At 75.0% G+C, this 26,625-nt stretch carries 20 protein-coding genes; 17 read left to right on the top strand and 3 right to left on the bottom strand.

Going from position 1 to position 26,625, the window contains the following annotated elements; genetic code table 11:
• The first annotated feature begins 112 nt into the window (after positions 1 to 112).
• The 6 genes from ACZ4MO_RS13185 to ACZ4MO_RS13160 all read left to right on the top strand — a co-directional run bounded on the left by ACZ4MO_RS13185 (position 113) and on the right by ACZ4MO_RS13160 (position 6,558).
• Positions 113 to 1,405 carry an FAD-binding protein gene (locus tag ACZ4MO_RS13185; RefSeq protein WP_175009723.1) on the top strand — a complete coding sequence of 431 codons (1,293 nt, stop codon included), beginning with the start codon at positions 113 to 115 and terminating at the stop codon, positions 1,403 to 1,405.
• Positions 1,406 to 1,534: 129 nt separating this feature from the next.
• Positions 1,535 to 3,211 carry a sodium-dependent transporter gene (locus ACZ4MO_RS13180; protein WP_175009722.1) on the top strand — a complete coding sequence of 559 codons (1,677 nt, stop codon included), beginning with the start codon at positions 1,535 to 1,537 and terminating at the stop codon, positions 3,209 to 3,211.
• A complete protein-coding gene (locus tag ACZ4MO_RS13175) occupies positions 3,208 to 3,375 on the top strand; it encodes a methionine/alanine import family NSS transporter small subunit (RefSeq protein WP_081600093.1) in 168 nt (55 codons plus the stop codon). The genes ACZ4MO_RS13180 and ACZ4MO_RS13175 overlap by 4 nt, the downstream gene beginning before the upstream one ends.
• Before the next feature lie 265 nt (positions 3,376 to 3,640).
• Positions 3,641 to 4,591: a transporter substrate-binding domain-containing protein gene (locus ACZ4MO_RS13170; RefSeq protein ID WP_175009721.1), complete on the top strand. Its 951-nt coding sequence runs from the start codon at positions 3,641 to 3,643 to the stop codon at positions 4,589 to 4,591.
• A gap of 144 nt (positions 4,592 to 4,735) precedes the next feature.
• Positions 4,736 to 5,743 carry an ABC transporter permease subunit gene (locus tag ACZ4MO_RS13165; protein WP_175009720.1) on the top strand — a complete coding sequence of 336 codons (1,008 nt, stop codon included), beginning with the start codon at positions 4,736 to 4,738 and terminating at the stop codon, positions 5,741 to 5,743.
• 50 nt (positions 5,744 to 5,793) lie between these two features.
• The gene (locus ACZ4MO_RS13160; protein WP_074804284.1) at positions 5,794 to 6,558 is read left to right on the top strand and encodes an amino acid ABC transporter ATP-binding protein; all 765 of its coding nucleotides are present in this window, start codon (positions 5,794 to 5,796) and stop codon (positions 6,556 to 6,558) included.
• A gap of 94 nt (positions 6,559 to 6,652) precedes the next feature.
• Here ACZ4MO_RS13160 and ACZ4MO_RS13155 read toward each other — a convergent pair whose 3' ends face one another.
• Positions 6,653 to 6,865 (bottom strand): hypothetical protein, encoded by a 213-nt coding sequence (locus tag ACZ4MO_RS13155; protein WP_128082896.1) that lies wholly within the window; start codon positions 6,863 to 6,865, stop codon positions 6,653 to 6,655.
• Between the two features lie 82 nt (positions 6,866 to 6,947).
• Positions 6,948 to 7,982, bottom strand: a complete 1,035-nt coding sequence (locus tag ACZ4MO_RS13150; protein ID WP_499279052.1) for a hypothetical protein — start codon at positions 7,980 to 7,982, stop codon at positions 6,948 to 6,950.
• A 286-nt stretch (positions 7,983 to 8,268) separates the two neighbouring features.
• Here ACZ4MO_RS13150 and ACZ4MO_RS13145 point away from each other — a divergent pair, with 286 nt between their 5' ends.
• Both ACZ4MO_RS13145 and ACZ4MO_RS13140 read left to right on the top strand, forming a co-directional pair.
• A complete protein-coding gene (locus ACZ4MO_RS13145; protein ID WP_499279050.1) occupies positions 8,269 to 12,039 on the top strand; it encodes a TM0106 family RecB-like putative nuclease in 3,771 nt (1,256 codons plus the stop codon).
• 170 nt (positions 12,040 to 12,209) lie between these two features.
• Complete coding sequence (locus ACZ4MO_RS13140; RefSeq protein ID WP_175009718.1) at positions 12,210 to 12,962, top strand: hypothetical protein; 753 nt, start codon at positions 12,210 to 12,212, stop codon at positions 12,960 to 12,962.
• A 144-nt stretch (positions 12,963 to 13,106) separates the two neighbouring features.
• Here the strand turns inward: ACZ4MO_RS13140 and cspE are convergent, their stop codons facing one another.
• On the bottom strand, positions 13,107 to 13,310 hold the full coding sequence (gene cspE / locus ACZ4MO_RS13135; RefSeq protein ID WP_009861351.1) for a transcription antiterminator/RNA stability regulator CspE: 204 nt from the start codon (positions 13,308 to 13,310) through the stop codon (positions 13,107 to 13,109).
• A 652-nt stretch (positions 13,311 to 13,962) separates the two neighbouring features.
• Between cspE and ACZ4MO_RS13130 the strand changes: the two genes are divergently transcribed.
• The 9 genes from ACZ4MO_RS13130 (at position 13,963) to ACZ4MO_RS13090 (ending at position 26,617) form a co-directional block, all read left to right on the top strand.
• On the top strand, positions 13,963 to 15,216 hold the full coding sequence (locus tag ACZ4MO_RS13130; RefSeq protein WP_108051345.1) for a branched-chain amino acid ABC transporter substrate-binding protein: 1,254 nt from the start codon (positions 13,963 to 13,965) through the stop codon (positions 15,214 to 15,216).
• Between the two features lie 114 nt (positions 15,217 to 15,330).
• A complete protein-coding gene (locus tag ACZ4MO_RS13125) occupies positions 15,331 to 16,389 on the top strand; it encodes a branched-chain amino acid ABC transporter permease (protein ID WP_043657230.1) in 1,059 nt (352 codons plus the stop codon).
• Positions 16,386 to 17,777: a branched-chain amino acid ABC transporter permease gene (locus ACZ4MO_RS13120; RefSeq protein ID WP_209829002.1), complete on the top strand. Its 1,392-nt coding sequence runs from the start codon at positions 16,386 to 16,388 to the stop codon at positions 17,775 to 17,777. Before ACZ4MO_RS13125 ends, ACZ4MO_RS13120 begins: the two co-directional genes overlap by 4 nt.
• Positions 17,774 to 18,838: an ABC transporter ATP-binding protein gene (locus ACZ4MO_RS13115; RefSeq protein WP_021483128.1), complete on the top strand. Its 1,065-nt coding sequence runs from the start codon at positions 17,774 to 17,776 to the stop codon at positions 18,836 to 18,838. Before ACZ4MO_RS13120 ends, ACZ4MO_RS13115 begins: the two co-directional genes overlap by 4 nt.
• Positions 18,825 to 19,544 (top strand): ABC transporter ATP-binding protein, encoded by a 720-nt coding sequence (locus ACZ4MO_RS13110; protein WP_074803624.1) that lies wholly within the window; start codon positions 18,825 to 18,827, stop codon positions 19,542 to 19,544. Before ACZ4MO_RS13115 ends, ACZ4MO_RS13110 begins: the two co-directional genes overlap by 14 nt.
• Positions 19,545 to 19,605: 61 nt before the next feature.
• Positions 19,606 to 21,471, top strand: a complete 1,866-nt coding sequence (locus ACZ4MO_RS13105; RefSeq protein ID WP_175009717.1) for an outer membrane protein assembly factor BamB family protein — start codon at positions 19,606 to 19,608, stop codon at positions 21,469 to 21,471.
• 21 nt (positions 21,472 to 21,492) lie between these two features.
• Positions 21,493 to 23,217, top strand: coding sequence for an outer membrane protein assembly factor BamB family protein (locus tag ACZ4MO_RS13100; RefSeq protein WP_175009716.1), 1,725 nt, complete (start codon positions 21,493 to 21,495; stop codon positions 23,215 to 23,217).
• 55 nt (positions 23,218 to 23,272) lie between these two features.
• Entirely contained in the window at positions 23,273 to 25,615 is a 2,343-nt protein-coding gene (locus tag ACZ4MO_RS13095; protein ID WP_499279047.1) for a S9 family peptidase, read from the top strand.
• 39 nt (positions 25,616 to 25,654) lie between these two features.
• On the top strand, positions 25,655 to 26,617 hold the full coding sequence (locus tag ACZ4MO_RS13090) for a hypothetical protein (RefSeq protein WP_175009715.1): 963 nt from the start codon (positions 25,655 to 25,657) through the stop codon (positions 26,615 to 26,617).
• Positions 26,618 to 26,625: the final 8 nt, after the last annotated feature.

Here is a 26,625-nt window from a genome sequence, read left to right as displayed (position 1 = left end):
GGCCCTGCCGGGCACGGGATCGGCGACCGGACCGGCAGGGCCACCCCGTGCTCGACGGGGTGGGTGGGGGTGGAGCCGGGGTGGTCGGGCGAAGGGGTGGCAGGGTGGGGGCGTGACGAACACCGACGCTCCGCGTCTCGCCAACTGGGCCGGGAACCTCACCTACGCGTCCGCCGGGGTCGCGCACCCCGCGCACCCGGAGGAGCTCGCCGACGTCGTGCGGCGGTCGGCGCGGGTCAAGGCCCTGGGGTCGCGGCACTCGTTCGGGGACGTCGCGGACACGACGGGCACGCACGTCGTCCTCGACCGGTACGACGACGGCCGCGCCCCCGTGGAGATCGACCCGGCATCGGGCGTGGTGTCGGTCGCGGCGGGACTGCGGTACGGCGACGTGACGCGGCACGTCCAGGCGGCGGGCCGGGCGCTCGCGAACCTCGCGTCGCTCCCGCACATCTCGGTCGCGGGGTCGGTCGCGACGGCGACCCACGGCTCGGGCGACGCGGTCGGCTCGCTGGCGAGCGCCGTCGTCGGGCTGGAGCTCGTCACGGGCGACGGCGAGCGCCGGACGCTGCGGCGCGGTGACGCGGACCTTCCCGGCGCGGTCGTCGCGCTGGGGGCGCTGGGCGTCGTGACGCGCGTCGAGCTGGAGACGGTCCCGACGTTCGACGTCCGTCAGGACGTGCACGTCGGGCTGCCGTGGGACGCGGTGACGGCGCACTACGACGAGATCACCGCGTCGGCGTACTCGGTGAGCCTCTTCACGGACTGGGGGCCCGACGGCGTCCAGCAGGTCTGGCGCAAGTCCCGCCTCGCGCCGGGGGAGCGAGGCGTGACGCGGACGGACTTCTTCGGGGCGACGCCCGCGACGACGATGCTGCACCCCCTGCCCGGCATCGACCCCGTGCACTGCACGCCCCAGCTCGGGGAGCCCGGCCCCTGGAACGAGCGGCTGCCGCACTTCCGGCTCGACTTCACGCCGAGCAACGGCGCCGAGCTGCAGTCGGAGTACCTCGTGCCGCGCGGCCGGGCCCAGGAGGCGTTCGCCGCGATGCGCGACCTCGGCCCGCGCGTCACCCCGCTGCTCCAGGTGGGGGAGATCCGCACGGTCGCGCCCGACCCCGAGCCGCTGTGGCTCAGCCCGTTCGACGGCCCGGCCGTCGGCGTGCACCTCACGTGGAAGCCCCTGCCCGACGACGTCGCGCGCGTCCTGCCCGACGTCGAGGCCGCGCTCCTCCCGCTCGGCGCGCGCCCGCACTGGGGCAAGCTCTCGCACGCGCTCGTCCACGACCCGGGCTCGGTCGCGGTGCTCTACCCGCGCGCCGACGACTTCGGCGCGCTCGCGCAGCGGTACGACCCGGAGGGCCGCTTCCTCGGCGGGTACGTCGAGCGTCTGCTCGCGGGCTGAGCGCCGCGCCCCGGCTCGCACGGTGCCCGACCGCTCGTTACGGTCGTCCGAGCACCGAGAGGCTCGCCGCCGCGCCGACCCGCGCGGCGCCCGCGCGGGCACGGCACGACAGAGGTACCGAGGAGAACTGTGGCAGCGACCGGCACGGCGGGCGGGGAGCCCGCGACGCAGAAGCCGCGCGAGGAGTGGACCGGGCAGGTCGGCTTCATCATCGCGGCCATCGGCTCGGCGGTCGGGCTGGGGAACATCTGGCGGTTCCCCGGCGTGGCGTACGAGAACGGGGGCGGGGCGTTCCTCGTGCCGTACCTCGTCGCCCTGCTCACCGCGGGCATCCCCATCCTGTTCCTCGACTACGCGGTCGGGCACCGCTTCCGCGGCTCCGCCCCGACGGCGTTCCGGCGGATCGCGCGGTGGCTCGAGGGCCTGGGCTGGTTCCAGGTGATGATCTGCTTCGTCATCGCGCTCTACTACACCGCGGTCATCGCGTGGGCCGTGAGCTTCTTCGTGTTCTCGTTCGACCTGCGGTGGGGCGACGACCCGGCCGCGTTCTTCACGGGCGACTACCTGCGGCTCGCCGACCCGGGGGCCAGCCTCGAGTTCGTGCCGGCGGTGCTCGTGCCGCTGGTCGCGGTCTGGGTCGTGACGATCGTCGTCCTCGCGCTCGGCGTCGCGAAGGGCGTGCAGCGCGCGAACACGGTGTTCCTGCCGCTGCTCGTCGTGGCGTTCGCGGTGCTCGTGGTGCGCTCGCTGTTCCTCGAGGGCGCGGCGGACGGGCTGAACGCGCTGTTCACCCCGGACTGGGCGGCGCTCGGCGACCCCAACGTGTGGATCGCCGCGTACAGCCAGATCTTCTTCTCGCTGTCGATCGCGTTCGGGATCATGGTCACGTACGCGTCCTACCGTCGACGCCGGTCCAACCTCACGACCCCGGGGCTCGTCGTCGCGTTCTCCAACTCCTCGTTCGAGATCCTCGCCGGCATCGGCGTCTTCGCGACGCTCGGGTTCCTCGCGCACGAGCAGGGGGTCGGCGTGGGGGAGCTCGAGGGCATCAGCGGGCCGATCCTCTCGTTCGTCACGTTCCCCGCGATCGTGTCGCAGATGCCGGGCGGGCCGATCTTCGGCGCGCTGTTCTTCGGGTCCCTCGCCATGGCGGGGTTCACGTCGCTCCTGTCGATCCTCCAGGTCGTGTCCGCGGCGTTCCAGGAGAAGTTCGGCTGGACGCCGCGCCAGGCGTCCGTGCGCCTCGGCGTCGTGAGCGCGATCATCTCCGTGCTGCTCTTCTCGACCACGACCGGGCTCGTCGCCCTCGACACCGCCGACCAGTGGGCCAACAACGTCGGCATCGTGGGGTCGGCCGTGCTCATGTCCGTGCTCCTGCTGTGGGTGCTGCGGCGCGGGCCCGAGCTGCGCTACCACCTCAACGCCGTCTCGACGTTCCGCCTCGGTCCCTGGTGGCAGGTGCTCGTCGCGGTCCTGGCCCCGCTCGTACTGGGCTACATGCTCGTGTCGCGGATCGTCACGCTCGTCGTCGACGGCTACGAGGGGTACCCCGCCTGGTACCTCGCGCTCGTCGGGTGGGGCGCGATCGCGTTCATGGTGCTCGCCGCGCTGGTGCTCACCGCGCTGCGCTGGCGCCGCAGCCCCGACGACTTCGTCCCCTGGCCGCCGTACCCGCCGGGTGACGCCGTGGCGGGCCCGGGACGTGCGCCGTCGGGCCGCGGGACGACGGGCCGTGCGACGGCAGGCAGCAACCGCGCCGGCCGTACGACGACCACGACCGGTCCCGACGGGGAGGAGACCCGATGACCACCTCGGCCGTGATCCTGCTCGTGCTCGCCATCGTCGTCGTGTGGGGCGGGCTGCTCGTCGCGATCCTGCGGCTGCGCGCCCAGCCCGAGCGTGCGGACTACCCGCCGGGGGACGAGGACGACCACCGCGAGGACGAGGCGCCCGTCGAGCGCGACACGTAGCCGACGCCGGCCCGCGCCGTCGCGCGACCGCGCGCCGGGCGACGCGGCGGGCGGGTGCGGTTCGTCACGGTTCGGCGTCGATGTCCCCGCCGGTTTGGTGAGCGGGGCCGAACGGCCCCACACTCGTGCGCAGGTGCCGCGCACCGCCGGGTCCTCTGTTCCCCGTACGTTCCTCTGCCCTCACGGGCCGGGTGCTGACGTAACACGACGGAGACGATCGGTGTCTACGCTGCCCCTGCCCGGCCCCACACCGATCGGAGACACCATGCGTACGACCTCGCGGAAGCTCCCCCTCACCGGTCTCGTCGCGCTCGCCGCGACGAGCACCCTCCTGCTCGCCGCGTGCACCGACGCGTCCCAGACCGGGACGGACGGCAGCGCCTCGGGTTCCGGTGACGAGACGTCGGCGGCGCCGTCGTTCGACCCGTCGACGATCGAGGTCGACGACGCGGCCGCCGCGCTCCTGCCCGAGGACGTCGCCTCCGCGGGGACGCTCGTCGTCGGCTCGAACACCGAGTACGCGCCCGCCGAGTTCATCGACGCCGACGGCAAGACCCCGATCGGGTTCGACATCGACGTCATCAAGGCGGTCGGCGCGACGCTCGGGCTCGACGTCGAGGTCCAGTCGGCCGACTTCCCCGCGATCATCCCCGCGCTCGGCACCAAGTACGACGCGGGCATCTCCTCGTTCACCATCACCGAGGAGCGCATGCAGGAGGCGAACATGATCGCCTTCCTCAACGCGGGCTCCGCCTACGCGGTCGCGTCGGGCAACCCGGACGACATCGACCCCGAGAGCCTGTGCGGGGTGACCGTCGCCGTGCAGACGGGCACGGTCCAGGACGAGGACATCGCCGTCCAGAGCCAGGCTTGCACCGACGCCGGCGAGGAGAAGATCGACATCCTCCAGTACGACTCGCAGTCCGACGCCACGACGAACGTCGCGGGCGGCAAGGCGCAGGTCCTGTACGCCGACTCGCCGGTCATCGGCTACGCCGTCGAGCAGACGGGCGGCCAGCTCGAGCAGCTCGGCGACGTGTTCGACAGCGCGCCGCAGGGCGTCGTCGTCGCGAAGGACGACACCGAGCTCGCCGCCGCGATCCAGGCGGCGCTGCAGTCCCTCATGGACAGCGGCCAGCTCGAGGAGATCCTCGGGGCGTGGGGCAGCGGCGACGCGGCCCTGGAGACCGCCGAGCTCAACCCGTCCGTCGGCTGACGACCCTCTCGCCAGCCCCGTCCGTCCCGCCGTCCCGCGGGCGCCCACCCGGCGCCCGCGGCCGGCGGGCGGGAACGACCGCGCGGACGACGACGACCGTGCGGCCCGGCTCGCCCCCCGAGCCCCGACCCCCCGAGGTGCACCATGACGACCGGTAGCTCCCCCCGCGGCGCCGCCGCCGGACCGGGCGACGACCCGGTCCCCGACCGCATCCACGCCGTCCCCGTCCCCCGGCCCGGCCGATGGGTCTCCGCCGCCCTGCTGCTCGTGCTCGCCGCGATGGCGGCCAACGCCCTGCTGACGAACGAGAAGTTCCGGTGGGACGTCGTCTGGCTGTACTTCCGCGACGTGACGGTCGTGCGCGGCGTCGGCTGGACGCTCGTGCTGACCTTCGGCTCGATGCTCATCGCGATCGTCCTCGCCGTGCTCCTCGCGATCATGCGGCGCTCGGACAACCCCGTCATGCGGTCGGTGAGCTGGGGCTACATCTGGTTCTTCCGCGGCACCCCGATCTACACGCAGCTCGTGTTCTGGGGCCTCATCTCGGTGCTCTACCCGCGCCTGAGCCTCGGCATCCCGTTCGGGCCGGAGTTCTTCGAGTTCCGCACGGCGGACCTGTTCACCGCGTTCGTGTGCGCGCTCATCGGGCTCTCGCTCAACGAGGCGGCGTACCTCGCGGAGATCGTGCGCGCTGGCCTGGGGTCGGTCGACCCGGGCCAGACCGAGGCCGCGAAGGCGCTCGGCATGAAGGACGGCAAGATCCTCACGCGCATCGTGCTGCCGCAGGCCATGCGCGTCATCGTGCCGCCCACGGGGAACGAGACGATCTCCATGCTCAAGACGACGTCGCTCGTCCTCGCGGTGCCGTTCACGCTCGACCTGCAGTACTCGACGAACGCGATCGGCAACCGCCTGTTCCTGCCGATCCCGCTGCTCATGGTCGCCGCCATCTGGTACCTGCTCATCACGAGCGTCCTCATGGTCGGCCAGCACTACGTCGAGCGGTACTACGGCCGCGGGTTCGGCACCCAGACCCCGACCCGGCGCCGCGGGCGCGGCCCGGGCGGCCGCGGGCGGAAGCCGAGCCGGCAGGACCTCATCGCCGCGTCCGGCACGACCAAGGACGACCCCTTCCTGGAGGTGACCCCGTGAGCGGGACGCACGGCACGCCGTCGGGCACGACGACCACGGACGCCACGCCGATGGTGCAGGTCGAGGGCCTGCACAAGATGTTCGGCGACCTGCACGTCCTCAAGGGCGTGGACCTCGAGGTCCCGCGGGGCTCGGTGTGCGTCGTGCTCGGGCCGTCGGGATCGGGCAAGTCGACGCTGCTGCGCTGCGTCAACGAGCTCGAGGAGATCACGGGCGGCCGCGTCCGGGTCGACGGCGAGCTCATGGGCTACCGCGAGGTCACCAAGGACGGCCGCACGCGCCTGCACCGCCTGCACCCGAAGGTCGTGGCGCGGCAGCGTTCGCGCATCGGCATGGTGTTCCAGCGGTTCAACCTGTTCCCGCACATGACGGCGCTCGAGAACGTCGCGGAGGCGCCCGTCCAGGTGCGCGGGCTGAGCAAGGCGCAGGCGCGGGCGCGCGCGTCGGAGCTCCTGGACCGCGTGGGGCTCGCGGACCGCGCCGACCACTACCCGGCGCAGCTCTCCGGCGGCCAGCAGCAGCGCGTGGCCATCGCGCGGGCGCTCGCCATGGATCCCGAGCTCATGCTGTTCGACGAGCCGACGTCGGCCCTCGACCCCGAGCTCGTCGGCGAGGTGCTGGCCGTCATGCGCGACCTCGCGCGGTCCGGCATGACGATGATGGTCGTGACGCACGAGATCGGGTTCGCGCGCGAGGTCGCCGACACCGTCGTCTTCATGGACGAGGGCGTCATCGTCGAGCAGGGGACCCCGGAGCAGGTGCTCGGGGACCCGCAGCACGAGCGCACGCGGTCGTTCCTCGCCCACGTGCTGTAGGCGGCATCGTCCCGGCGCGGGACGCGAGATCGGCCCGGGCGTCCGAGGTCGGCCCTCCGTGGGTCGACCGGGGGCGGTCGGGTCGATCCGGCGCTCAGCCGGCGCGGCGGCGGCGCGGGAGCGCGGGAGCGCCGTGCGCCGGCGCGAGACGGGGCGAGAGCCCCGTGGGCCGGGCGACCGTGACCATCTCCCCGCTGAGCGCCCGGCCGAGGTGCACGAGCGGCAGCATGTTCTCGTGCTCGACCACGAGGGCGTCGTAGATCGGGGTCTCGCTGTCGGGGGTGGGGGAGGAAGATCGCGTCAGCACGCCTCCCACTGTCGGTGAGGGACGTGTGTTCCGCGACCGGAAGCGGTGACGTGTCCGTGAGGCGTTCGTGGAGACCGCCGGGTCACCAGCCCCAGCCGCCCCAGTCCCAGCCGCCCCCGCCGCCGTCCCCGTCGCCGCCGTCGTTCCCGTTCCCGCCGCCGTTCCCGGGACCGTTCCCGGGACCGTTTCCCGGACGGTCCTCCTGCTCGCGCTCGTCCTGCTCCTTCTGACGGTCGTCGAGCTCCTGCGAGCGCTTCGACGCGTCCTCCTCGGCCTTCGCCACGGCCTCCTCGCGCTCCGTGAGCTGGGCCGTCGCGGCGTCGAGCTCGGCGCGCTGCGACTCGAGGTCGGCCCGCTCGGACTCGAGCTGCTCGCGCTCCGCCGCGACCTCGCTCTGCACGCGCTGCGCCTCGGCCTGCTCGCGCTGCGCCTCGCCCTGCGCCGAGAGCGTGAGGCCGATGCCCACGAGCAGCCCGACCGCGACGCCCGCGAGACCGACCGCCGTCGGGACGACCCACCGCCGCCCCCGGTCCGGCGCGTGGTCGCCGTCGTCGTCGGCCGCGGGCAGGGCGAGCGGCCCCACGGGGACGACGCCGGAGCGCCCGGCCCGGGCGGCGACCGCCGGAGCCGCGGCTGCCGTGGCGACGGGCGTCGCGCGGCCGACCGGGACAGGCGTCGGGCGCGCGGCCGGGACAGGGCCGGACGACGTCGGACGCGCGGCCGGGCCGTCGAGCATCCCGCCGAGCGCGGGGAGGATCATCGTCGAGCTCGCCACGGGGTGGTCGTCCACGGCGCCCGGGACCGGCGGGCGTGCCGGGACGGCGGCCGCGACGCGCGTCGCGCCGGCGTCGGGGCCGACCACCGGGGTGGCGCCCGACGAGCGGGCGCGCAGCGACCGGCGGGTCGGCGTGCCGGCCCCGGCGGGCAGCGGCTCGGTGGTGCGCAGGACGGGCGCCTCCGGGGGCGGCACGGGCCCGGGGGCCGGGGCGGCGTCGTCCGCCCAGAACACCCACCCGGGCGGGGGCGGCGGCCAGGACGGGTCCGGGTGCCACTCGGTCGTCGGGGTGAAGCCCTCGGGCACGGGCCACCCCGGCGGCGGCACGAAGCGTACGGCCATGGGTCCTCCTTCGGTGGCGCCCGCCGCGCGGGGGCGGGACGCCGGGAGCCGCGGGGCTCCCGGTCCGGCGTGGACGTGCCGCGGCGACGTCCGACGACGACGTCCGGGCGGGACGTCCGACGGGAACAGTAGGGGAGCCCTGCCCGTCGGCACGAATCGCCCCATCCCGGGCACGGGCAGGCCCAGGGGCGGCGCGGACGCGTGGGTGGCCGCTGGTAGAACGGACGCAGACCGACGGACGGTCGGCGGCGACGGCCGTCGGCGGCCGTCCGAACCGGAGGTGTGCGTGTTCCTCGTCGACGAGCCGGTGCTGCGGGCCGCGACCGTGGCCGACCGGCCCGGTGCCCGCGTGGCCCCACCCCGCGAGCAGGCGCTCGTGCTGTCGGCGAGCGACCTCGTCGTGGCCGCCGACTGCGAGTACCGGCTCCTGGTCCGGCTCGACGAGCAGCTCGGGCGCGCACCCCGCCGCGACGCGGGCGAGGACGTGATGCTCGCCCGCACCGCCGAGCTCGGCGCCCGGCACGAGCGCGAGGTGCTCGCGGGCTACGAGGCCGAGCACGGCCCGTTCGACCCGACGACGGGCCGCGGCGTCGTGCACGTCGAGCCGCCGCGCGGCACGTCGTGGGACGAGCTCGTCGCCGCCCAGGCGCGCACGCTCGCCGCGGTCGAGGCGGGGGCGGACGTCGTGCACCAGGCCGCCTTCTTCGACGGCGCGTTCCACGGGCGGGCCGACTTCCTCGTGCGCACGGGCACGGACGACGCGGGCGCTGCGCGCTACGCCGTCGTGGACGCCAAGCTCGCGCGCCGCGCGAAGGTCCCCGCGCTGCTCCAGCTCGCCGCGTACGCCGACCAGCTCGTCGGCGCGGGCGTCCCGGTGGACCCGGAGGTCTCGCTCGTGCTCGGCACGCGCGAGCGCACGTCGCACCGCCTGGCCGACCTGCTGCCCGTCTACCGGGACCGGCGCGAGCGGCTCGTGCGGCTCACGGCCGAGCACGTCGCGCGCGAGGGCCGCGCCCCGTGGGACGACCCGGCGGTCCGCGCGTGCGGGCGCTGCGCCGACTGCCGTGCCCAGGTGGAGGCGCGCCGGGACGTGCTCCTCGTGGGCGGCGTGTACGAGTCGCAGCGCGCGGCCCTGCACGCGGCGGGGATCCTCACGATCGACGAGCTCGCCGCCGCGACCGACGAGACGCCGGTCCCGGCGGGGATGAGCCGGTCGAGCTTCGCGCGCGTGCGGCGGCAGGCCGCGCTCCAGCTCGGCACCGGCCCGTCCGACGGCACGGTCGTGTGGGCCGACGCGTCCGGGCCGCACGAGCTGTCGTGGCGCATCGACGACCCGGCGCCGGTGCTCGCCCTGCCGGAGCCGAGCCCCGGCGACCTCTTCTTCGACTTCGAGGGGGACCCGCTGTGGACGGACGCGGGCGGCACGAGCTGGGGGATCGACTACCTGTTCGGGTGGGTCGAGCGCCCGGCGACGCCCGAGGACCGGCCGCCGTTCCACGCCCTGTGGGCGCACGACCTCGCGGCGGAGCGTGACGCGCTCGTCGCGTTCGTCGACCACGTCAACGCGCGCCGCCGCGTCCACCCCGACCTGCACGTCTACCACTACGCCGACTACGAGCGCGCGCACCTGCTCGCGATCGCCGCGCGGCACGGCGTCTACGAGGAGGAGGTCGACGACCTCCTGCGCGACGGCGTCCTCGTCGACCTGTACGCCGTCGTGCGGCAGGCGCTGCACGTGTCCGACCGCTCGCGGTCCATCAAGAAGCTCGAGCCGCTCTACATGGGCGACGAGCTGCGCACCGGCGACGTGACCACGGGCGCCGCGTCCGTCGTCGCGTACGCCGAGTACACCGCCCTGCGCGACGCAGGCCGCAGCGAGGAGGCGGCCGAGCTCCTCCAGGGGATCGCGGACTACAACCGGTACGACTGCGTGTCGACGCTGCGCCTCGCCGCGTGGCTGCGCGAGGCGGCCGCGGCGGTGGCCGGGGCAGCGGAGCGAGACACCGGCTCCGCGGCCGCGACGACCGATACGGCGGCCGCGAGCGTCGCGGCTGCCACCACCGGCGCGGCTGCCGCGCCCGGCGCGGGCGAGCGGGAGCGGTCGTCCGCGGTGCTGCTGGAGGAGGAGATCCGGCAGGCCGTCGGCGAGGACCGCGCGCGGCGCACGGCGGACGAGCAGGCGCTCGCGATGTACGGGGCGGCGGCCGGCTACCACCGGCGCGAGGCCAAGCCGTTCTGGCACGAGCACTACTCTCGGCTCGCGCTCCCGCCGGACGAGTGGCTGGGGCGGCGGAACGCGTTCCTCGTCGAGCAGGCGGAGGTCGTCTCGGGGTGGGAGGTCGAGCCGGGCCGGCGCACGTGGTCCCGGCGCCTCGAGCTCGTCGGGCGGCTGCCCGAGGGCAGCGACCTGCGCGTGGGCGTCGCCCCGTTCGTGCTCTACGACCCTCCCTTGCCGCCGTGCGCCCGGACGACGGTCGACGGCGTGCGGGGCTGGCTCGGCGGCGGCGCGATCCTCGACGTCGGGCGCCGCGCGACGCCGGCGGGCGAGCGCGACGTGCTCGTCGTGCGCGAGCAGCTCCCGACGAGCGCGGAGCCGTTCGACGCGACCCCGGTCGCGCTCACCCCGTCGCCCGGGCCCGGCACGAAGCCGCTCGAGGCCGCGACCGAGGAGGCCGCGCGCCGCGCCCTCGCCACGTGGCGGGCCACGGGCTCGCTCCCGCAGGACGCCGCGACCGACGTGCTCCTGCGGCGCCCGCCCCGCCTCGTGCCGCCCGCCGCGGCCCACGCAGCCGACGGCGCCGCAGCCCGCGCAGCCGACGGCGTCGACGCCGACAGAGCGGCGGTCGGTGCGCTGCCTCCGGCCGAGGAGGACGTCGTCGACGCGGTGACGGCCGCCGTCGAGCGCCTCGACGGCTCGTACCTCGCGGTGCAGGGACCGCCCGGGACGGGCAAGACGTACGTCGGGGCGCGGGTCGTGGCACGGCTCGTCGCGCAGGGGTGGCGCGTCGGGGTCGTGGCGCAGTCCCACGCCGTGGTCGAGAACCTGCTGCGCGCGGTCGTGCTCGGCGCAGGCGTGCCGCGCGAGCTCGTCGCGAAGAAGCTCGCGGCGGACGGTCCGTCGTCGCGCGCCGTGTACGCCGAGCTCGACGGCGCCCACCTCGCCGCGTTCGCGACCGAGCCGGGTCCGCGCGTCGTCGGGGGCACCGCGTGGGACTTCTCCGCCGAACGGCTGCCCGCGGGCACGCTCGACCTGCTCGTCGTCGACGAGGCGGGCCAGTTCTCGCTCGCGAGCACGGTCGCGGTCGCGCGGTCGGCCCGCCGGCTGCTGCTGCTCGGCGACCCGCAGCAGCTCCCGCAGGTCAGCCAGGGCCGCCACCCCGAGCCGGTCGACCGCTCGGCCCTCGCCTGGCTCGCCGACGGCCACGGGGTCCTGCCGCCCGAGCGCGGCTACTTCCTCGCCACCACGTGGCGCATGCACCCGGACCTCGCCGCCGCGGTCTCGACGCTCTCCTACGAGGACCGGCTGCGGGCGCACCCGAGCGCCGCGGCCCGCCGCCTCGACGGCGTCGCCCCCGGCGTGCGGCAGGTGCTCGTGGAGCACGCGGGCAGCACCGTGCGCTCCACGGAAGAGGCCGCCGAGGTCGTGCGCCAGGTCGCGGACGTCCTCGGCCGGTCCTGGACCACGACGGTCGACGGCGTCGCGCACGAGCGTCCGCTGGGGCAGGGCGACGTGCTCGTCGTCGCCCCGTACAACGCGCAGGTGTGGGCGGTGCGCGACGCCCTCCGCGACGCGGGCTACCCGGACGTCGAGGTCGGGACGGTCGACCGGTTCCAGGGCAAGGAGGCGCCGGTCGTCATCCTCACGCTCGCGGCGTCGTCCGGGCACGAGGCGTCGCGCGGGCTCGGGTTCCTGCTCTCGCGGAACCGCCTCAACGTCGCGGTGTCGCGTGCGCAGTGGAGCGCGGTCGTCGTGCGCTCGCCCGGTCTCACCGAGGCGCTGCCCCGGTCGGCGCGCGGTCTGGAGGAGCTCGGCGCGTTCCTGGCCCTCACGTCCTGACAGGCGACGCCCCGGTGTCGGGGCCGCCGGGACCGCCCACCGGAACGACCGCCGGGACGACCGCCGGAACCGCGGGCCGGTGCGCGTCGTTGGTCGGGGAGTGAGCCGTACCCGGCCACGACCCCGGCGCGAGCGCACGGCGCAGCGCCCCCACTCCCGGAGGACGACCCATGGGATTCCTGGACCGGCTCCTCGGCCGCGAGCCGCGAGACCACGGCGGCGCGCCGCAGCACACGGGCCCCTACGGCGCCCAACCCTCGACGCAGCCCGCGAACCCCTACCCGACCCAGTACCCGGCCCAGCAGCCCGCGTACGGCAGCGCCCCGCAGGACGCCCGGCCGGCGGCCGGGCAGCGCACGCCGGACCAGGTCGCGATCGACCGGTACCGCTACCTGCTGCGCACCGCGCCGCCGGACGCCGTCGAGCAGGCGCACGCCGAGGCCTTCGCCCGGCTCACGCCCGAGCAGCGCCGACAGGTGCTCGCCGAGCTCGGCGAGCAGGTCCCGGCGGGGGAGCGGGCGACGTCGGACGCCCCGCAGGACCTCGCGCGCATGGCGACGCGGGCGGAGATGCGGCAGCCCGGGACGCTGGAGCGCACCTTCGCGGGCCGGGGCCAGGCGGGCCCCGGCTTCGGCGCGATGGTCGGCTCCAGCCTGCTCGGCACGATCGCGGGCGTCGTCATCGGGTCCGCGGTCGCGAACGCCCTCTTCGGGCCCGCGTTCGCGGACCCGAGCCAGCCCGTGGCCGAGGACACGGCAGCGGGCGCCGGCGAGGACCCGGGCGCCGCCGAGGGCGGCGCGGACGGCGGTGCCGTCGAGGCGTCGGGCGGGGACCCCGCGGGCGGTGCCGACGGCGGCGGGTTCGACGGCGGGGGCTTCGACGGCGGCGGGTTCGACGACTTCGGCGGCTTCGGCGAGTTCTGAGAGCGGCTCCGCGCCCGGTGGCGTCTGGCGCAGCGACCGACGCCGCCGCGGCTCCCCGAAACGCACGAGTGCCCCCGACCGGACGGTCGGGGGCACTCGGTGAACGATCGATCGGTGCGGCGAGCCGCTACCGAGGAGATCGGGTCAGACCGGGCGGATGTTCTCCGCCTGCGGGCCCTTCGGGCCCTGCGTCACGTCGAACTCGACGCGCTGGTTCTCCTCCAGCGTGCGGAAGCCCTGCGACTGGATCGCGGAGTAGTGCGCGAACACGTCGGCGGAGCCGTCCTCGGGGGCGATGAAGCCGTAGCCCTTCTCGCTGTTGAACCACTTCACGGTTCCGGTAGCCATTGTTACTCCTTCAAGAGTGTGGAAACACCCCCCGCGGGCGCAGGGGAGTACATCACGGTGTTCGTCGTCAACTCTTGGGTAACAAGGTCCGCCGGGCACCCGCCGGGTGGCGGTCACGTCGACGCGAGGACAAGCGAGGCACTGCAATCTCGGAGACAACCGTACATGGTAGGCCCCCTCTTGGCCATGGGTTGCCGAGAGCTGTCGTGCAGACGCTCGCGGCGGCCACGACGGCGGGCGCAGGGAGCGCGCCCGGAGGCGCCCGGACGTTCCCCGGGAGGCCCCCGCGAGGTGCGAGGAGAGCGCCGCCGAGGAGGGCGTCGAGGGCTCGGAACGGGACGTTCGTACCGTTCACGGAACGAAACGAGACCCTTGCGTTACGAGTCGGTAACAACTCCCTGCGTCTCACGAAACCCGATCCGCCTACGTTCACGTCACCCAGGAACGCGGAGGCGCCCCCTCCCGCGGATCCGTGGGTCCGGAGCCCTCCGAGATGCCGCGGAGGGCTCCGGACGGCGCGGCCGCGGGGAGGTTTCGTCCCCGGGTGACCTGTGTCACTATTCAGCACGCAATTCAGTGTTGAATTCAGCGATCGACCGCGGAGAGAGGCGGCTTGGCTGCCTCCGCGGGGATCAGGACCACGGAGGTTGGCATGCATCGCACAGCACGACGGGCGAGCGGGGGTGCCGCCCTGCTCCTCGCGGCCACCCTCGTCCTCACCGCCTGCGGTCCCCAGTCCCAGGGCGGCGGCGACGAGACGACCGGGACGTCGACCGAGACTGACGACGGCGGCGGCTCGGCCGACCTGAGCATCGTCCCGTCGGTCCAGATCGACATCGACGGTGCCGAGGTCGAGGCGACCGCGGCCGGCAACCCGGTGGACCCCGCCGGTGACGGCAGCGCCGAGTGCGCCGACGGCACCTCGATCGCGGTGGCCGGAGCCCTCACGGGCCCGAACGCCGCGCTCGGCCTCAACATCCAGTACGGCGCCCAGGTCGCGGTGGACGCGTTCAACGAGGCGAACCCGGGCTGCCAGGTCACGCTGAAGCCGTTCGACACCGAGGGCGACCCGCAGAAGGCGACCCAGGTCGCCCCGCAGATCGTCGGCGACGCGAGCGTGCTCGGCCTGCTCGGCCCGGCGTTCTCGGGCGAGACGGCCGCCACGGGCGACGTGTTCAACCAGGCCGGCCTGCTGTCGCTCACGGCGTCGGCGACCAACCCCGACCTCACGAAGAACGGCTGGACGAACTTCTTCCGCGGTCTCGCCAACGACGCCGTCCAGGGCCCGTCGGTCGCGAAGTACCTCGTCAACACGAAGGACTTCGGCAGCGTCTGCGTCGTCTCCGACAACTCGGACTACGGCATCGGCCTCGCCCAGCAGATCACCGAGGGCCTGGGCGACGCGGCGAACGAGGACTGCGCCGCCGAGGTCAAGACCGGCGACAAGGACTTCTCGGCCGCCGTGCAGATCATCTCCGGCGCCGACGCGGACGCCGTCTTCTACGCCGGCTACTACGCGGAGGCCGCGCCGTTCGTGCAGGGCCTGCGCGACGGCGGCGTCGACATCCCGTTCGTCTCGGCGGACGGCACGAACGACCCGCAGTTCGTCTCGCAGGCGGGCGCCGCGTCGAAGGGCGCGATCCTCTCCTGCCCGTGCGGCCCGGCCCCGGACGACTTCGCGGCCACCTACGAGGAGACGAACGGCCAGGCGCCGGGCGTGTACTCGGTCGAGGGCTACGACCTCGCGACGATCATGCTCACGGGCATCGCCTCCGGCGTGACCGACCGTGCGGGCCTGATCGACTACGTGGCGAACTACTCCGGTGAGGGCCTGGCCCGCGCCTACGAGTGGGACGACACGGGCGAGCTCGCCTCGGCGCTCATCTGGATCTACGAGGTCCAGTAGTCCGACGACGACGGGCGCCCCGCCCCGACGTCCCCGCCCCGCGCGGGGACCGGTCGGCGGGGCGCCCGTCGTGGACCACGACCTCGTACCCCAGAGAACGAACCAGGGAGCGTCATGCCCGCTCTTGCTGACGCGCTGATGCACAGCGCGACCGCCGGCCCCCTCGTCCACCAGTCCCTCATCGACTTCAACATCGCGGGCCTCGCCCGGAACTTCTGGGGCCTCACCATCGAGGGCCTCACCTACGGCGCGATCTACGCGCTCGTCGCCGTCGGCTACACGCTCGTCTACGGCGTGCTGCGGCTCATCAACTTCGCCCACTCCGAGGTCTTCATGCTCGGCATGTTCGGGCAGTACGCGACGCTCATGCTCCTCGGCTTCTACCCGAGCGGGAACGCGTACGACAAGGGCATCGCCCTGACGGTGCTCTACCTCGGCATCGCGATGCTCGGCGGGATGCTCGTCGCGGGCGGTGCCGCCGTCGGGCTGGAACGCGTGGCGTACCGGCCGCTGCGACGGCGCGGCGCACCGGCGCTCGTCTTCCTCATCACCGCGATCGGGATGTCGTTCATCATCCAGGAGTTCGTGCACTTCGTGCTGCCGAAGCTCACGGGCGGCACGCTCGGCGGCGTCAACGCGCAGCAGCCGATCCGGCTCGTCCAGCCCGAGGTGCAGTTCACGATCGGCGGCGCGCCGGTCACGAACATCACGCTCGTCATCATCCTGTCCGCGCTCGTCCTCGCGCTCGCGACCGACATGTTCATCAACCGGACCAAGTTCGGCCGCGGCATCCGCGCCGTCGCGCAGGACCCGGTGACCGCGACCCTCATGGGCGTCTCGCGCGAGCGCGTCATCATGCTGACGTTCCTCATCGGCGGCATCCTCGCCGGCGCGGCCGCGCTGCTCTACACGCTGCGCGTGCCGAACGGGATCATCTACTCCGGCGGCTTCATCCTTGGCATCAAGGCGTTCTGCGCCGCGGTGCTGGGTGGCATCGGCAACCTGCGCGGCGCGCTGCTCGGAGGTCTGCTGCTCGGCGTCATGGAGAACTACGGCCAGGTCGTGTTCGGCACGGAGTGGCGCGACGTGGTCGCGTTCGCGCTCCTCATCATCGTCCTGATGTTCCGCCCGACGGGCATCCTCGGGGAGTCGCTGGGGAGGGCCCGCGCATGAGCACCTCGACACCCGCACCTTCACCCGGCCCCGCGCCCGACGGCGGTCGCCCCACCGCGATGCCGCCCGCCGGCCGCGTCGCGACGAAGGACCGGCCGCACAGCGGCGTCGGCGACCGGCTGCGCCTGTGGTGGGACGCCCAGGCCCGGCCCACCCAGTGGGCGATCGGCGTGCCGTTCCTGCTCTTCCTCGCGCTCGTGCCGATCCTCAACATCCCGGTGCTCACCACGGTGGGCACCAACTTCGGCGGCGTCATGGCGCAGTTCGGCATGATCGCGCTCATCGCCATCGGCCTCAACGTGGTCGTCGGCCAGGCGGGCCTGCTCGACCTGGGCTACGTCGGCTTCTACGCCATCGGCGCGTACACGGTCGCGATACTCACGAGCCCCGACAGCCCGTGGAACCAGACCGACGAGTGGCTGTCGAAGGACTGGGCGTGGCTCGCGGCGCTGCCGATCGCGGTCGCGATCACGTCGTTGTCCGGGCTGATCCTCGGCTCGCCGACGCTGCGCCTGCGCGGCGACTACCTCGCCATCGTCACGCTCGGCTTCGGCGAGATCGTCCGCCTCCTCGCGGACAACCTCGACGAGCTGACGGGCGGCGGCCAGGGTCTGCGCGGCGTCGCCTACCCCCGGGTGGGCGTCACGGAGGAGCTGCCCAACGGCGTCTTCTCCGCGGGCAACGCCGCGGGCACGCTCAACTCGGGCGTGTGGTGGTACTGGCTGAGCCTCGTGTTCATCGTCATCTCGCTGCTGCTCGTGGGGAACCTGGAGCGCTCGCGCGTCGGGCGCGCCTGGGTCGCGATCCGCGAGGACGAGGACGCGGCCGAGATCATGGGCGTCCCGACGTTCCGCTTCAAGCTGTGGGCGTTCGTCATCGGGGCGTCGATCGGCGGCGTCGCGGGCGCGCTCTACGCCGGGCAGGTCCAGTTCGTCATCCCGACGAACTTCAACGTCATCAACTCCGTGCTCTTCCTGTGCGCCGTCGTGCTCGGCGGCCAGGGGAACAAGCTCGGGGTGATCCTCGGCGCGTTCATCATCGTGTACCTGCCGAACTTCTTCCTCGGCCGCACGGAGCTGTTCGGCATCCCGATCAACGGCAACGAGATCGCGAGCTACCGGTACCTGTTCTTCGGGATCGCGCTGGTCGTGCTCATGATCTTCCGCCCGCAGGGGCTCCTCCCCGTCCGGCAGAAGCTCCTCGCCTACGGGCGCGAGCTCTACGTCGCCGCGCGCCGCGCGGCGCAGGCCGTCACGCGCGGCGGGTCCGACGACGGCGCCCGGCCGGGCTCCCCGGCCGTCGCGACGGCGTCGGGCGGCTCCCGCGCGACGGGCACGACGACCGGGACCGGCGCAGACGGCACGACGACCGGGGAGGAGACCCGATGAGCACCCACGACCCCGGCGGCATCGGCGCGGGCGGCGAGCACGGCGACGAGCACCTCGCGTCGTCGGGCCGCGCCGACTCGTCGCGTGCCGACCTGTACATGCCCGGAGCCGTCCTCGAGGAGCCGGCGGTCGTCGACGTCGCGGACGTGCGCCCCGAGCTCGCGAACCCCGAGCTCGTCGACGCGATGGTCGCGCCGGACCGCACGGTCCACGCGCGCGTCGGCGAGCCGCTGCTCCAGATGCAGAACGTCACGGTCCAGTTCGGCGGCCTCGTGGCGCTCGACGACGTGACGTTCGACATCCGGCGCGGCGAGATCCTCGGGCTCATCGGCCCGAACGGCGCGGGCAAGACGACCGCGTTCAACGCGATGACGGGCGTCTACCGGCCCACCCAGGGGCAGGTCGTCTTCGACGGCTCCCCGGTGGGCAAGCTCAAGCGCTACCGGATCACGCAGCGCGGCATCGCCCGCACGTTCCAGAACATCCGCCTGTTCAACGAGATGACCGCGCTGGAGAACGTCGTCGTCGGGTCGGACGCGCGGCACCGCACGTCGGTCCCCGGGGCGCTGCTGCGCACACCGCGGCACCGGCGCGAGGAGCGGGACGCGATCGACCGTGCGCTCGCGCTGCTCGAGTTCGTCGGCGTCGGCGGGCGCGCGACGGAGAAGGCGCGCAACCTCTCGTACGGCGACCAGCGCCGGCTCGAGATCGCGCGGGCGCTGGCGACCGAGCCGAAGCTGCTGTGCCTCGACGAGCCGGCGGCGGGCTTCAACCCGGCGGAGAAGGAGTCCCTCATGGACCTCATCCGCCACATCCGCGACGACGGGTACACCGTCCTGCTCATCGAGCACGACATGCGCCTCGTGCGCGGGGTGACCGACCGGATCGTCGTGCTCGAGTTCGGGCGCGTCATCGCGGACGGCACGCCGGACGAGGTCACGAACGACCCCAAGGTCGTCGCGGCGTACCTCGGCGTCCCGGACGAGGAGCTGGCCGGCCCGGACGGCGTCGGGCCCGCGGCCCCCACCACCGAAGGAGGCAGCGGCCATGCCCCTGCTTGAGCTGCAGGACATGACGGTCGCCTACGGGCGGATCGAGGCCGTGCGCGGCATCTCGATCACCGTCGACGAGGGTGAGCTCGTCACCCTCATCGGGGCCAACGGCGCCGGGAAGACCACGACGATGCGCGCCATCTCGGGCATCCGCCCGGTGGCGCGCGGCAAGGTGCTCTTCGACGGCAAGGACATCACGAAGATGAAGGCGCACCTGCGCGTGCTCGAGGGCATCGTGCAGGCGCCCGAGGGTCGCGGCATCTTCCCGGGCATGACGGTCGTCGAGAACCTGGAGATGGGTGCGTACGCGCGCACGTTCGCGTCGAAGGCCGAGCACGACGAGACGGTCGAGCGCGTCTTCGACCTCTTCCCGCGGCTCGCGGAGCGCAAGGAGCAGGTGGGCGGCACCATGTCGGGCGGCGAGCAGCAGATGCTCGCGATCGGGCGCGCGCTCATGGCCCGGCCGCGCCTCCTGCTCCTCGACGAGCCGTCGATGGGCCTCGCGCCCATGGTCATCCAGCAGATCTTCCGCATCGTGTCGGAGATCAACGCGCAGGGGACGACGGTGCTGCTCGTCGAGCAGAACGCCCAGCAGGCGCTGTCCCGCTCGCACCGCGCGTACGTGCTCGAGACGGGCGAGGTCGTGCGCAGCGGCGGCGGCCGGGAGCTGCTCGCGGACTCGAGCATCAAGGAGGCGTACCTCGGGGTCGCGTGACGGGCGGACCCGCCCGTGCCAGGCGGGTCCGCCGCCCGACGGGCTGCCCTAGGCTGGCCGCGTGCCGCTCCGACGACGTGACGCCCGGGACCGACTGACCTTCGAGCTGGTCGAGTCCGAGGACGTCGACGGGGACGACGAGCTCGGCGCGGACGGCCCGGGCGCGGACCCGTCGGGCGCGTCGGGCGGTGCTCGGTCGATGCCGTCCGGTGCGCCGCGGGGCCCGATGTCGGGCACGACGCCGGTCGTCCGAGCGTCGTTCGAGGCCCCGGACGACCCGGCAGGGCCAGGCGGACCGTACGGGAGCGAGCCGGCCGGGAGCAGCCCGGCCGAGGAAGGCTCGCCCGAGGACGGATCGCCCGAGGACCGGCCCACCGAGGGCGGGCCGACCGAGCGTGGGGCGGCCCGCCGCGGCCGACGCACGATCGTCGTCGCCGCGGCCGGTGTCGCCCTCGTGCTCGGCGGGATGCTCGCGGTCGACGCGTGGCAGGGGCGGGCCGACGTGGAGCGGCTGCGGGCCGCGCCCGGCGGCCTGGAGCCGCTGCCGGACGCGCCCGTCGAGCGCTGGTCCGCCGACGTCGAGGTCACCGGCGGGCTCGCGTTCCTGCCCGGGGTGGTCGTCACGGTCGAGGACGGGACCGCCGTGGGGCGGTCGCTCGACGAGGGGGTGGAGCGCTGGCGCGCCGACGTCGGCGCCCACGCGTCGTGCGGCGGCCAGCTGCTGTGGTCGCTGCCCTTCGGTGAGCCCGCCTCGACGCTCGTGTGCGTGGCGCCGGTGCCGGACGCCGTCGGCCCCGGCGGCGTGACCGACCTGCCGCTCGACCCCGCGACCGGCCGCGTCCTCGCGTCGGGCTGGGCGGTCACGGTGCTCGCCGCCGACGGCGAGGTGCTCGGGCGTCGCGACACGACGTCCGCCGGCGGCGCGCCGATCCCCGGGACGGGCGGCGTGCTCCTCCGGGCCCAGCGCGTCGGCGAGGTCCCCGCGGGCGACGGCGCCGTCGTCGAGCAGGACGTGGCCACCGGGGAGGTCGCCGACCTCCCCCTGGGGCGCCCCGCCGTCGTCCGCGTCGAGGACGCGCTCACGGGGGACGCGCGGTGGGAGGCCGACGTGCCGTTCGTCGCGGGGGCCGGGCAGTGCATCGGCTGGACCGAGGTGGACGGGACGGAGACGATCCGGGCGGAGCTCGAGAACCTGTGGACCGCGATCGAGCCGCGCCTCGTGCGCGTCGAGGGCTGCGGCGTCACGGGATGGTTCACGCCGGACGGCGAGCGCCTCGACGACCCCGACAACCCCCTGGACTCGGTGGTGGCGCTCCCGGACGGGACGTACTACCGCGACCCGACGGGCTACGGCTCCACCTGGGGCACGTCGTCGGCCGCTCCGAGCGACGCGGCGCCCGCCGTCCTCGGGGCCGACGGCAGCGTGCGCTGGGAGCCGCCCGGCCCGGTCCTCGTGCCCCGCTCGACCGACGGCTCGGACGCGCCGCTCCTCGCCCGGTACGAGGGGGAGCTCGTCGCGCTCGACGGGGACGGCCGCGAGCGGTGGCGCTCGTCCGAGGTGGTGGCGCCCGAGACGGTGCTCGTCGCCACGCACGACACGGTGGTCGTGTCCGGGGGGTCCAGCACGGGCTGGATGACCGGGCTCGACGCGACGACGGGGCGGGTGCGCTGGTCCCTCGACCGCGAGACGGTCGAGGCCGCGGCCGGCGGGAGCGTCGGCTGGACGGAGACCGCCTACACGGACGGGCGGCGAGCGATCCTGCTCGCCTACCAGGACGACGGCAGGACGGACCTTCTCGCTCTCGACCTCGCCGACGGGCACGTCGCGTGGTCTGCCGAGGGCGGGTCGGACGACGGTTCCTGGCCCGTCCCTCTCCAGGGCCGGCTCCTGCGGGTCGGGCCGTCGGAGGTCGTCCGGCTCGGTTGACGACCGGCCTACGCTGAGGGAGTGCCGCTCCGACGGGGAGACGGCGGTGACGACCGCCGGACGTTCGAGCTCGTCGACACGGTCGGGGCCGACGACGACCTCGACCTCCTCGACGCGCCGCACCCGGTGCTGCTCGCCGGCCCGCACGCCGTGCCGCGCGGCACGACCCTCCCACCGCCCCCCGGAGCGCCGCCGCCCGAGGCGTCGGGTCCGGGGGCGCTCCCGGCCGGGGCTCCGCCCGGACGCTCAGGGGCGCCGCCGCGCGCGCCCGGCCGCCGCCGTCGGGTCGTGGCCGCCGCGGTCGCGACGGGCGTGGTCGTGCTCGTCGTCGGCGGGATGCTCGTCGTCGACGCCGTGGCCGGCCGGGACGCGCAGGAGCGGCTGGAGACGGCGCGCGGCGCGGTCCGCGCGCTCGACGTCGCCCCGACCGAGCGCTGGCGCGCTCCCGCCGCCGCGGACCGCGGGACGGCCTTCCTCCCCGGCCTCCTCGTCACGGTGGACGGCGACGAGGCGGTCGCGCTCGACCTCGACAGCGGCGCCGAGGCGTGGCGCGTGCCGGTCGGCGGCGACGAGGCCGTGTGCGGGTCGTGGAGCCCGTGGGAGCGGTCGGGGGTGCCGTCACGCACGGTGGTGTGCGTCGCCGGGTCGGGGGTCACGCCGTCCTGGGACGACGTCAGCCCCCCGCCCCGGCCGGGTGCGGGCACCGCGACCGTCACGGTGATCGACGGCCGCGGGCGGGTCGTGGGGCAGCGGCAGACGGAGATCGCGGGGGCGCTGCTCGTCCCCGGCCCGGACGGCGGCCTCGTGCGCGCCGAGCGCGTGGGCGAGCCGGGCGAGCCGCGCGGCGCGCCGGTCGCCGTCGACCCCGGCGCGGGCGAGTCCGTCGACGGCGTCGCCGGACGGGACGTCGTCGTGACGGTCGAGGACGCCGCGACGGGGACGGTGCGCTGGCGGCACGAGCTGCCGTTCCAGGACGTCCCGTGGTCGTGCACGTCGTGGGACGCCGAGACCGGGGGCGAGGAGGTCGACCCGGAGCGGCTGCTGCTCGTCGCGACGGAGACCCTGGTCGACGTGGGCGGCTGCGGCGTCGCGGCCTCGTTCCTGCCGGACGGCGAGCGCCTCGACGACCCGGACGTCCCGACCGACGGCGTCGTCCCGCTCGCGGGCGGGCGGTTCCTCCTGGACGCGGACCGGCAGGGGTCGGACGGCGCCCTGCGCGCCGACCGCGTGCTCGACCCGGACGGGACGCCGCTCCTCGACGTGCCCGGCGAGGTGCTCGACCCCCAGGCGACCGACGACCCCGCTCCGGGCGTGCTCCTCGTGCGCGACGGCATCGCCCTGCGCGCCTACGACGAGCACGGCGCGCGCCTGTGGACGTTCGACGGCGCGCGCGTGCCGGAGGCCGTGTACGTCGTCGCGGAGGGCACGGCCGTCGTCGGGACGGCCAGCACGGTCCTGGGGCTGGACGCGCTGTCGGGCGAGCAGACGTGGTCGCGGTTCGTGGACGATCTCGCGGGCGAGCGCGGCCACGGCGTCGTGGTGACGCAGGCGTTCACCGACGGGCGGTGCGCCTTCCTCGTGCTGGTCGACCCCGCGACGGGGGCGAGCTCGCGCGTCGTGGCGCTCGAGCTGTCGTCGGGCGCGGTCCTGTGGTCCGAGAACCTCGACGGCGGCTGGGGCGGGCTCCTCCCGGCGCAGGGCCGGCTCCTGCGCTGGGACGGGCGGTCGGTCGCCCTCCTCGGCTGACGCTCCCGGACGCCGGTGCGCTGGTGCCGCCGGGCCGCGGCACTACCCTGGCGAGATGCCCGACGACCGCACGCAGCCCGCCATGCCGTCCGCTCCCGAGCCCGAGGCGGCCGAGGCGCCGCAGGCGCCCGTCGCGCCCCGCCGCCCGTCGCCGCGGACGCACCACGGCGAGACGGTCGACGACGACTACGAGTGGCTGCGGGACAAGGAGTCGCCCGAGGTCGTCGCGCACCTCGAGGCCGAGAACGCGTACACCGAGGCGCGCCTCGCGCACCTCGAGCCGCTGCGCGAGCGCATCTTCGAGGAGATCCGGGCGCGCACGCTCGAGACGGACCTGTCCGTCCCGGTGCGCCAGGGCGCGTACTGGTACTACGCGCGCACGGTCGAGGGGTCGCAGTACCCGATCCGGGCCCGCGCGCCGATCGACGCGAGCCTCGGCAGCGACGCGCCGTCGGCCTGGGTGCCGCCCGTGCTGGAGCCGGGCGTGCCGGTGCCGGGCGAGCAGGTGCTCCTCGACGACAACGTCGAGGCCGAGGGCCACGAGTTCTTCTCGCTCGGTTCGTTCGACGTCTCGGTCGACGGGACGCGGCTCGCGTACGCGGTCGACGTCGTCGGCGACGAGCGGTTCACGCTGCGGATCCGCGACCTGGAGTCCGGCACCGACCTCGTGGACGAGGTCCCGGGCACGTTCCCGGGCGCCGTCTTCTCCCCGGACGGCCGGTACGTGTTCTACCCGACGGTCGACGACGCGTGGCGGCCCTGGCGCGTGTGGCGCCACGAGGTGGGCACGCCCGCGACGCAGGACGTCGTCGTCTTCGAGGAGCCGGACGAGCGGTTCTGGGTCGGGGTCGGCGTCTCGCGCTCGCAGCGGTTCGTGCAGATCGACGTGGGCTCGAAGATCACGTCCGAGACGTGGCTGATCGACGCCGACGACCCGACGGGCGAGGCGCGCGTGGTCTGGCCGCGCCGCGAGGGCGTCGAGTACACGGTCGAGCACGCCGTCCTCCCGAGCACGTGGTTCCCGACCGCCGACCCCGTGCTCGGCGGGGCGGGGGAGGGGCGGGACGTCCTGCTCGTCCTGCACAACGACGGTGCGGAGAACTTCGAGCTCGTCGTCACCGGCCTCCCCGGCGTCGCCGGCGTCGGTGTCTCGGCCGGGCCGGGCGACGCGACCGTCGTCGTGCCGCACGACCCTGCGACACGGCTCGAGGGCGTGGACGCGTTCGCCGGGCACCTCGTCGTCTCCTACCGGCGCGACGCGCTGTCGCGGGTCGGCGTGATCGACCTCGCGAGCCCCGAGCCGCCGCGGCCCGCGGGCCTGCCCACCCCGATCCGCACGGGCGACACCCCGGCGCCCACCGCCGACCTCTGGCACGTGCACGAGGTCGAGTTCGACGAGCCGCTGTACACCGCGGCGCTGGGCGCCAACCCGGAGTGGGACCAGCCGAACGTCCGGCTGGGGTACACGAGCTTCGTCACGCCGTCGACCGTGTACGACCTGCGGGTCGAGACCGACGAGCTCACGCTGCTCAAGCAGCAGCCCGTGCTCGGCGGGTACGACGCCGCGGACTACGTGCAGCGCCGCGAGTGGGCCACGGCCGAGGACGGCACCCAGGTGCCGGTGTCGCTCGTGTGGCGGCGGGACGCCGTCGGGCTCGACGCGACGGGCACGGGCGCCGAGCCGGCGCCGCTCCTGCTGTACGGCTACGGGTCGTACGAGATCAGCATCGACCCGGGGTTCTCGATCTCCCGCCTGTCGCTGCTCGACCGGGGGGTCGTGTTCGCCGTCGCGCACGTCCGCGGCGGCGGCGAGATGGGGCGCCGCTGGTACGACGAGGGCAAGACGCTCGCCAAGCGCACCACGTTCACGGACTTCGTCGCGGTCGCGCGGCACCTCGTCGACGCGGGCTGGACGAGCCCGGAGCGGCTCGTCGCGCAGGGCGGCTCGGCGGGCGGCCTGCTCATGGGCGCGGTGACGAACCTCGCGCCCGAGCTCTTCGCGGGCGTGCTCGCGCAGGTGCCGTTCGTCGACGCGCTCACCTCGATCCTCGACCCGTCGCTCCCGCTCACGGTCGTCGAGTGGGACGAGTGGGGCGACCCGCTGCACGACCCCGACGTCTACCGGTACATGCGCACGTACACGCCGTACGAGAACGTGCCCGACGACGCGTCGCACTACCCGCGGATCCTCGCCGTGACGTCGTTCCACGACACGCGCGTGCTCTACGTCGAGCCCGCGAAGTGGGTCGCGCGGCTGCGCGCCGCGGGGGCGCCCGCGCTGCTGAAGATCGAGATGCACGCCGGGCACGGCGGGGTCTCGGGCCGCTACGAGGGCTGGCGCGAGGTCGCGTACGAGGACGCGTGGGTGCTCGACGTGCTCGGGCTGGCCGACCGGTGACGTGCGCGCAGGCGTGAGGCCGCGGGCGGAGGGGGAGCGATGACCGACGAGACCGTGCCGCCCGACCCGCGGACGGCGCGCGACGCGACGCCGCCCGGGAGGGCCGCGCTGCTGCTGCGCCCGGTCGGGTACCTCGCCGTCGGGCTCGCGGGGACGGCGGTCTCGCTCGCCCTCCTGGGCCTGTACCTCGCGCCCGCGGCGTACGGCCTGCTCGCGCCGCCGCAGGACCAGGAGCCCTGGGCCGAGCTCGTCGCGTCGCCGGGTGCCGTGCTCGGGCGGCTCGCGGTCCTCGCGCCGGTCGCCGTGGCGCTCGCCGGCCCGGTCGCGTGGTACCTGTCGTGCGCCGTCTGGCCGCTCGCCGCGCTGTCGTTCGTGCACGCCGGGCGGGCGCTGCGACCGTCGTCCCGGGGCGACCGGCTGTCGTTCACGAGCCGGGTCGCGCCGGGCACGACCCTCGGGCCGCCCGTGCCCGGGCCGCTCCCCGTGCCCCTCCAGCCGCAGCGGCGCTCGCGGCTCACGGACCCGCTCGTGCGCCTCGCCGTCTGCGGCTGGCACCCCGACCGCCGCGAGGCCGGGGCCGCGGTCCCGGCCGGTGTCGCGTGGGTGCTCGCGAGCGCGGGGGCGTCGACGGCGCTGCCGCCCGGCTGGCGGGTCGCGCTGCTGGTGGCCGCGGTGCCGTTCGCCGCGTGGTCCGTGGTGGCCCTGCGGCGCCGGTGGGACTGGCGGTTCCACCGCGAGCGCGTGCGCGCGGCGCGGCGCGAGCGGTGGCTCGAGCGGCACGCCGACGGGTACGTGATGCGCGACGGCCCGCGCGTCGTCCGGTCGCGCCCGCAGTCGGCCGAGCACCGGGCGCGCGTCGAGGCGGAGCGCGCCGAGGCGCGCGCCGCGCAGGACCGCCTCACGAGCCTGACGAGCGACGCGATCGGCGAGCGCCGCGAGGCGGTGCTCCGCGCCCGCCGCCGGCGCGAGCAAGACCAGAACGACCCCCGACACGGAGACTGACCCCGTAC

The sequence above is a fragment of the Sphaerisporangium cinnabarinum genome (assembly GCF_055567015.1).
The sequence above is the reverse complement of the archived record's forward strand: the minus strand, read 5'-3'. Positions and strand labels throughout refer to the sequence as shown.

Excerpts from the sequence above, each read along its gene's own strand:
- ACZ4MO_RS13175 (WP_081600093.1), top strand. The coding sequence starts at position 3,208 with ATGACCACCTCGGCCGTGATCCTGCTCGTGCTCGCCATCGTCGTCGTG.
- ACZ4MO_RS13170 (WP_175009721.1), top strand. The coding sequence starts at position 3,641 with ATGCGTACGACCTCGCGGAAGCTCCCCCTCACCGGTCTCGTCGCGCTC.
- ACZ4MO_RS13165 (WP_175009720.1), top strand. The coding sequence starts at position 4,736 with ATGACGACCGGTAGCTCCCCCCGCGGCGCCGCCGCCGGACCGGGCGAC.
- ACZ4MO_RS13160 (WP_074804284.1), top strand. The coding sequence starts at position 5,794 with ATGGTGCAGGTCGAGGGCCTGCACAAGATGTTCGGCGACCTGCACGTC.
- ACZ4MO_RS13150 (WP_499279052.1), bottom strand. The coding sequence starts at position 7,982 with ATGGCCGTACGCTTCGTGCCGCCGCCGGGGTGGCCCGTGCCCGAGGGC.
- ACZ4MO_RS13140 (WP_175009718.1), top strand. The coding sequence starts at position 12,210 with ATGGGATTCCTGGACCGGCTCCTCGGCCGCGAGCCGCGAGACCACGGC.
- cspE (WP_009861351.1), bottom strand. The coding sequence starts at position 13,310 with ATGGCTACCGGAACCGTGAAGTGGTTCAACAGCGAGAAGGGCTACGGC.
- ACZ4MO_RS13130 (WP_108051345.1), top strand. The coding sequence starts at position 13,963 with ATGCATCGCACAGCACGACGGGCGAGCGGGGGTGCCGCCCTGCTCCTC.
- ACZ4MO_RS13125 (WP_043657230.1), top strand. The coding sequence starts at position 15,331 with ATGCCCGCTCTTGCTGACGCGCTGATGCACAGCGCGACCGCCGGCCCC.
- ACZ4MO_RS13120 (WP_209829002.1), top strand. The coding sequence starts at position 16,386 with ATGAGCACCTCGACACCCGCACCTTCACCCGGCCCCGCGCCCGACGGC.
- ACZ4MO_RS13115 (WP_021483128.1), top strand. The coding sequence starts at position 17,774 with ATGAGCACCCACGACCCCGGCGGCATCGGCGCGGGCGGCGAGCACGGC.
- ACZ4MO_RS13110 (WP_074803624.1), top strand. The coding sequence starts at position 18,825 with ATGCCCCTGCTTGAGCTGCAGGACATGACGGTCGCCTACGGGCGGATC.
- ACZ4MO_RS13095 (WP_499279047.1), top strand. The coding sequence starts at position 23,273 with ATGCCCGACGACCGCACGCAGCCCGCCATGCCGTCCGCTCCCGAGCCC.
- ACZ4MO_RS13090 (WP_175009715.1), top strand. The coding sequence starts at position 25,655 with ATGACCGACGAGACCGTGCCGCCCGACCCGCGGACGGCGCGCGACGCG.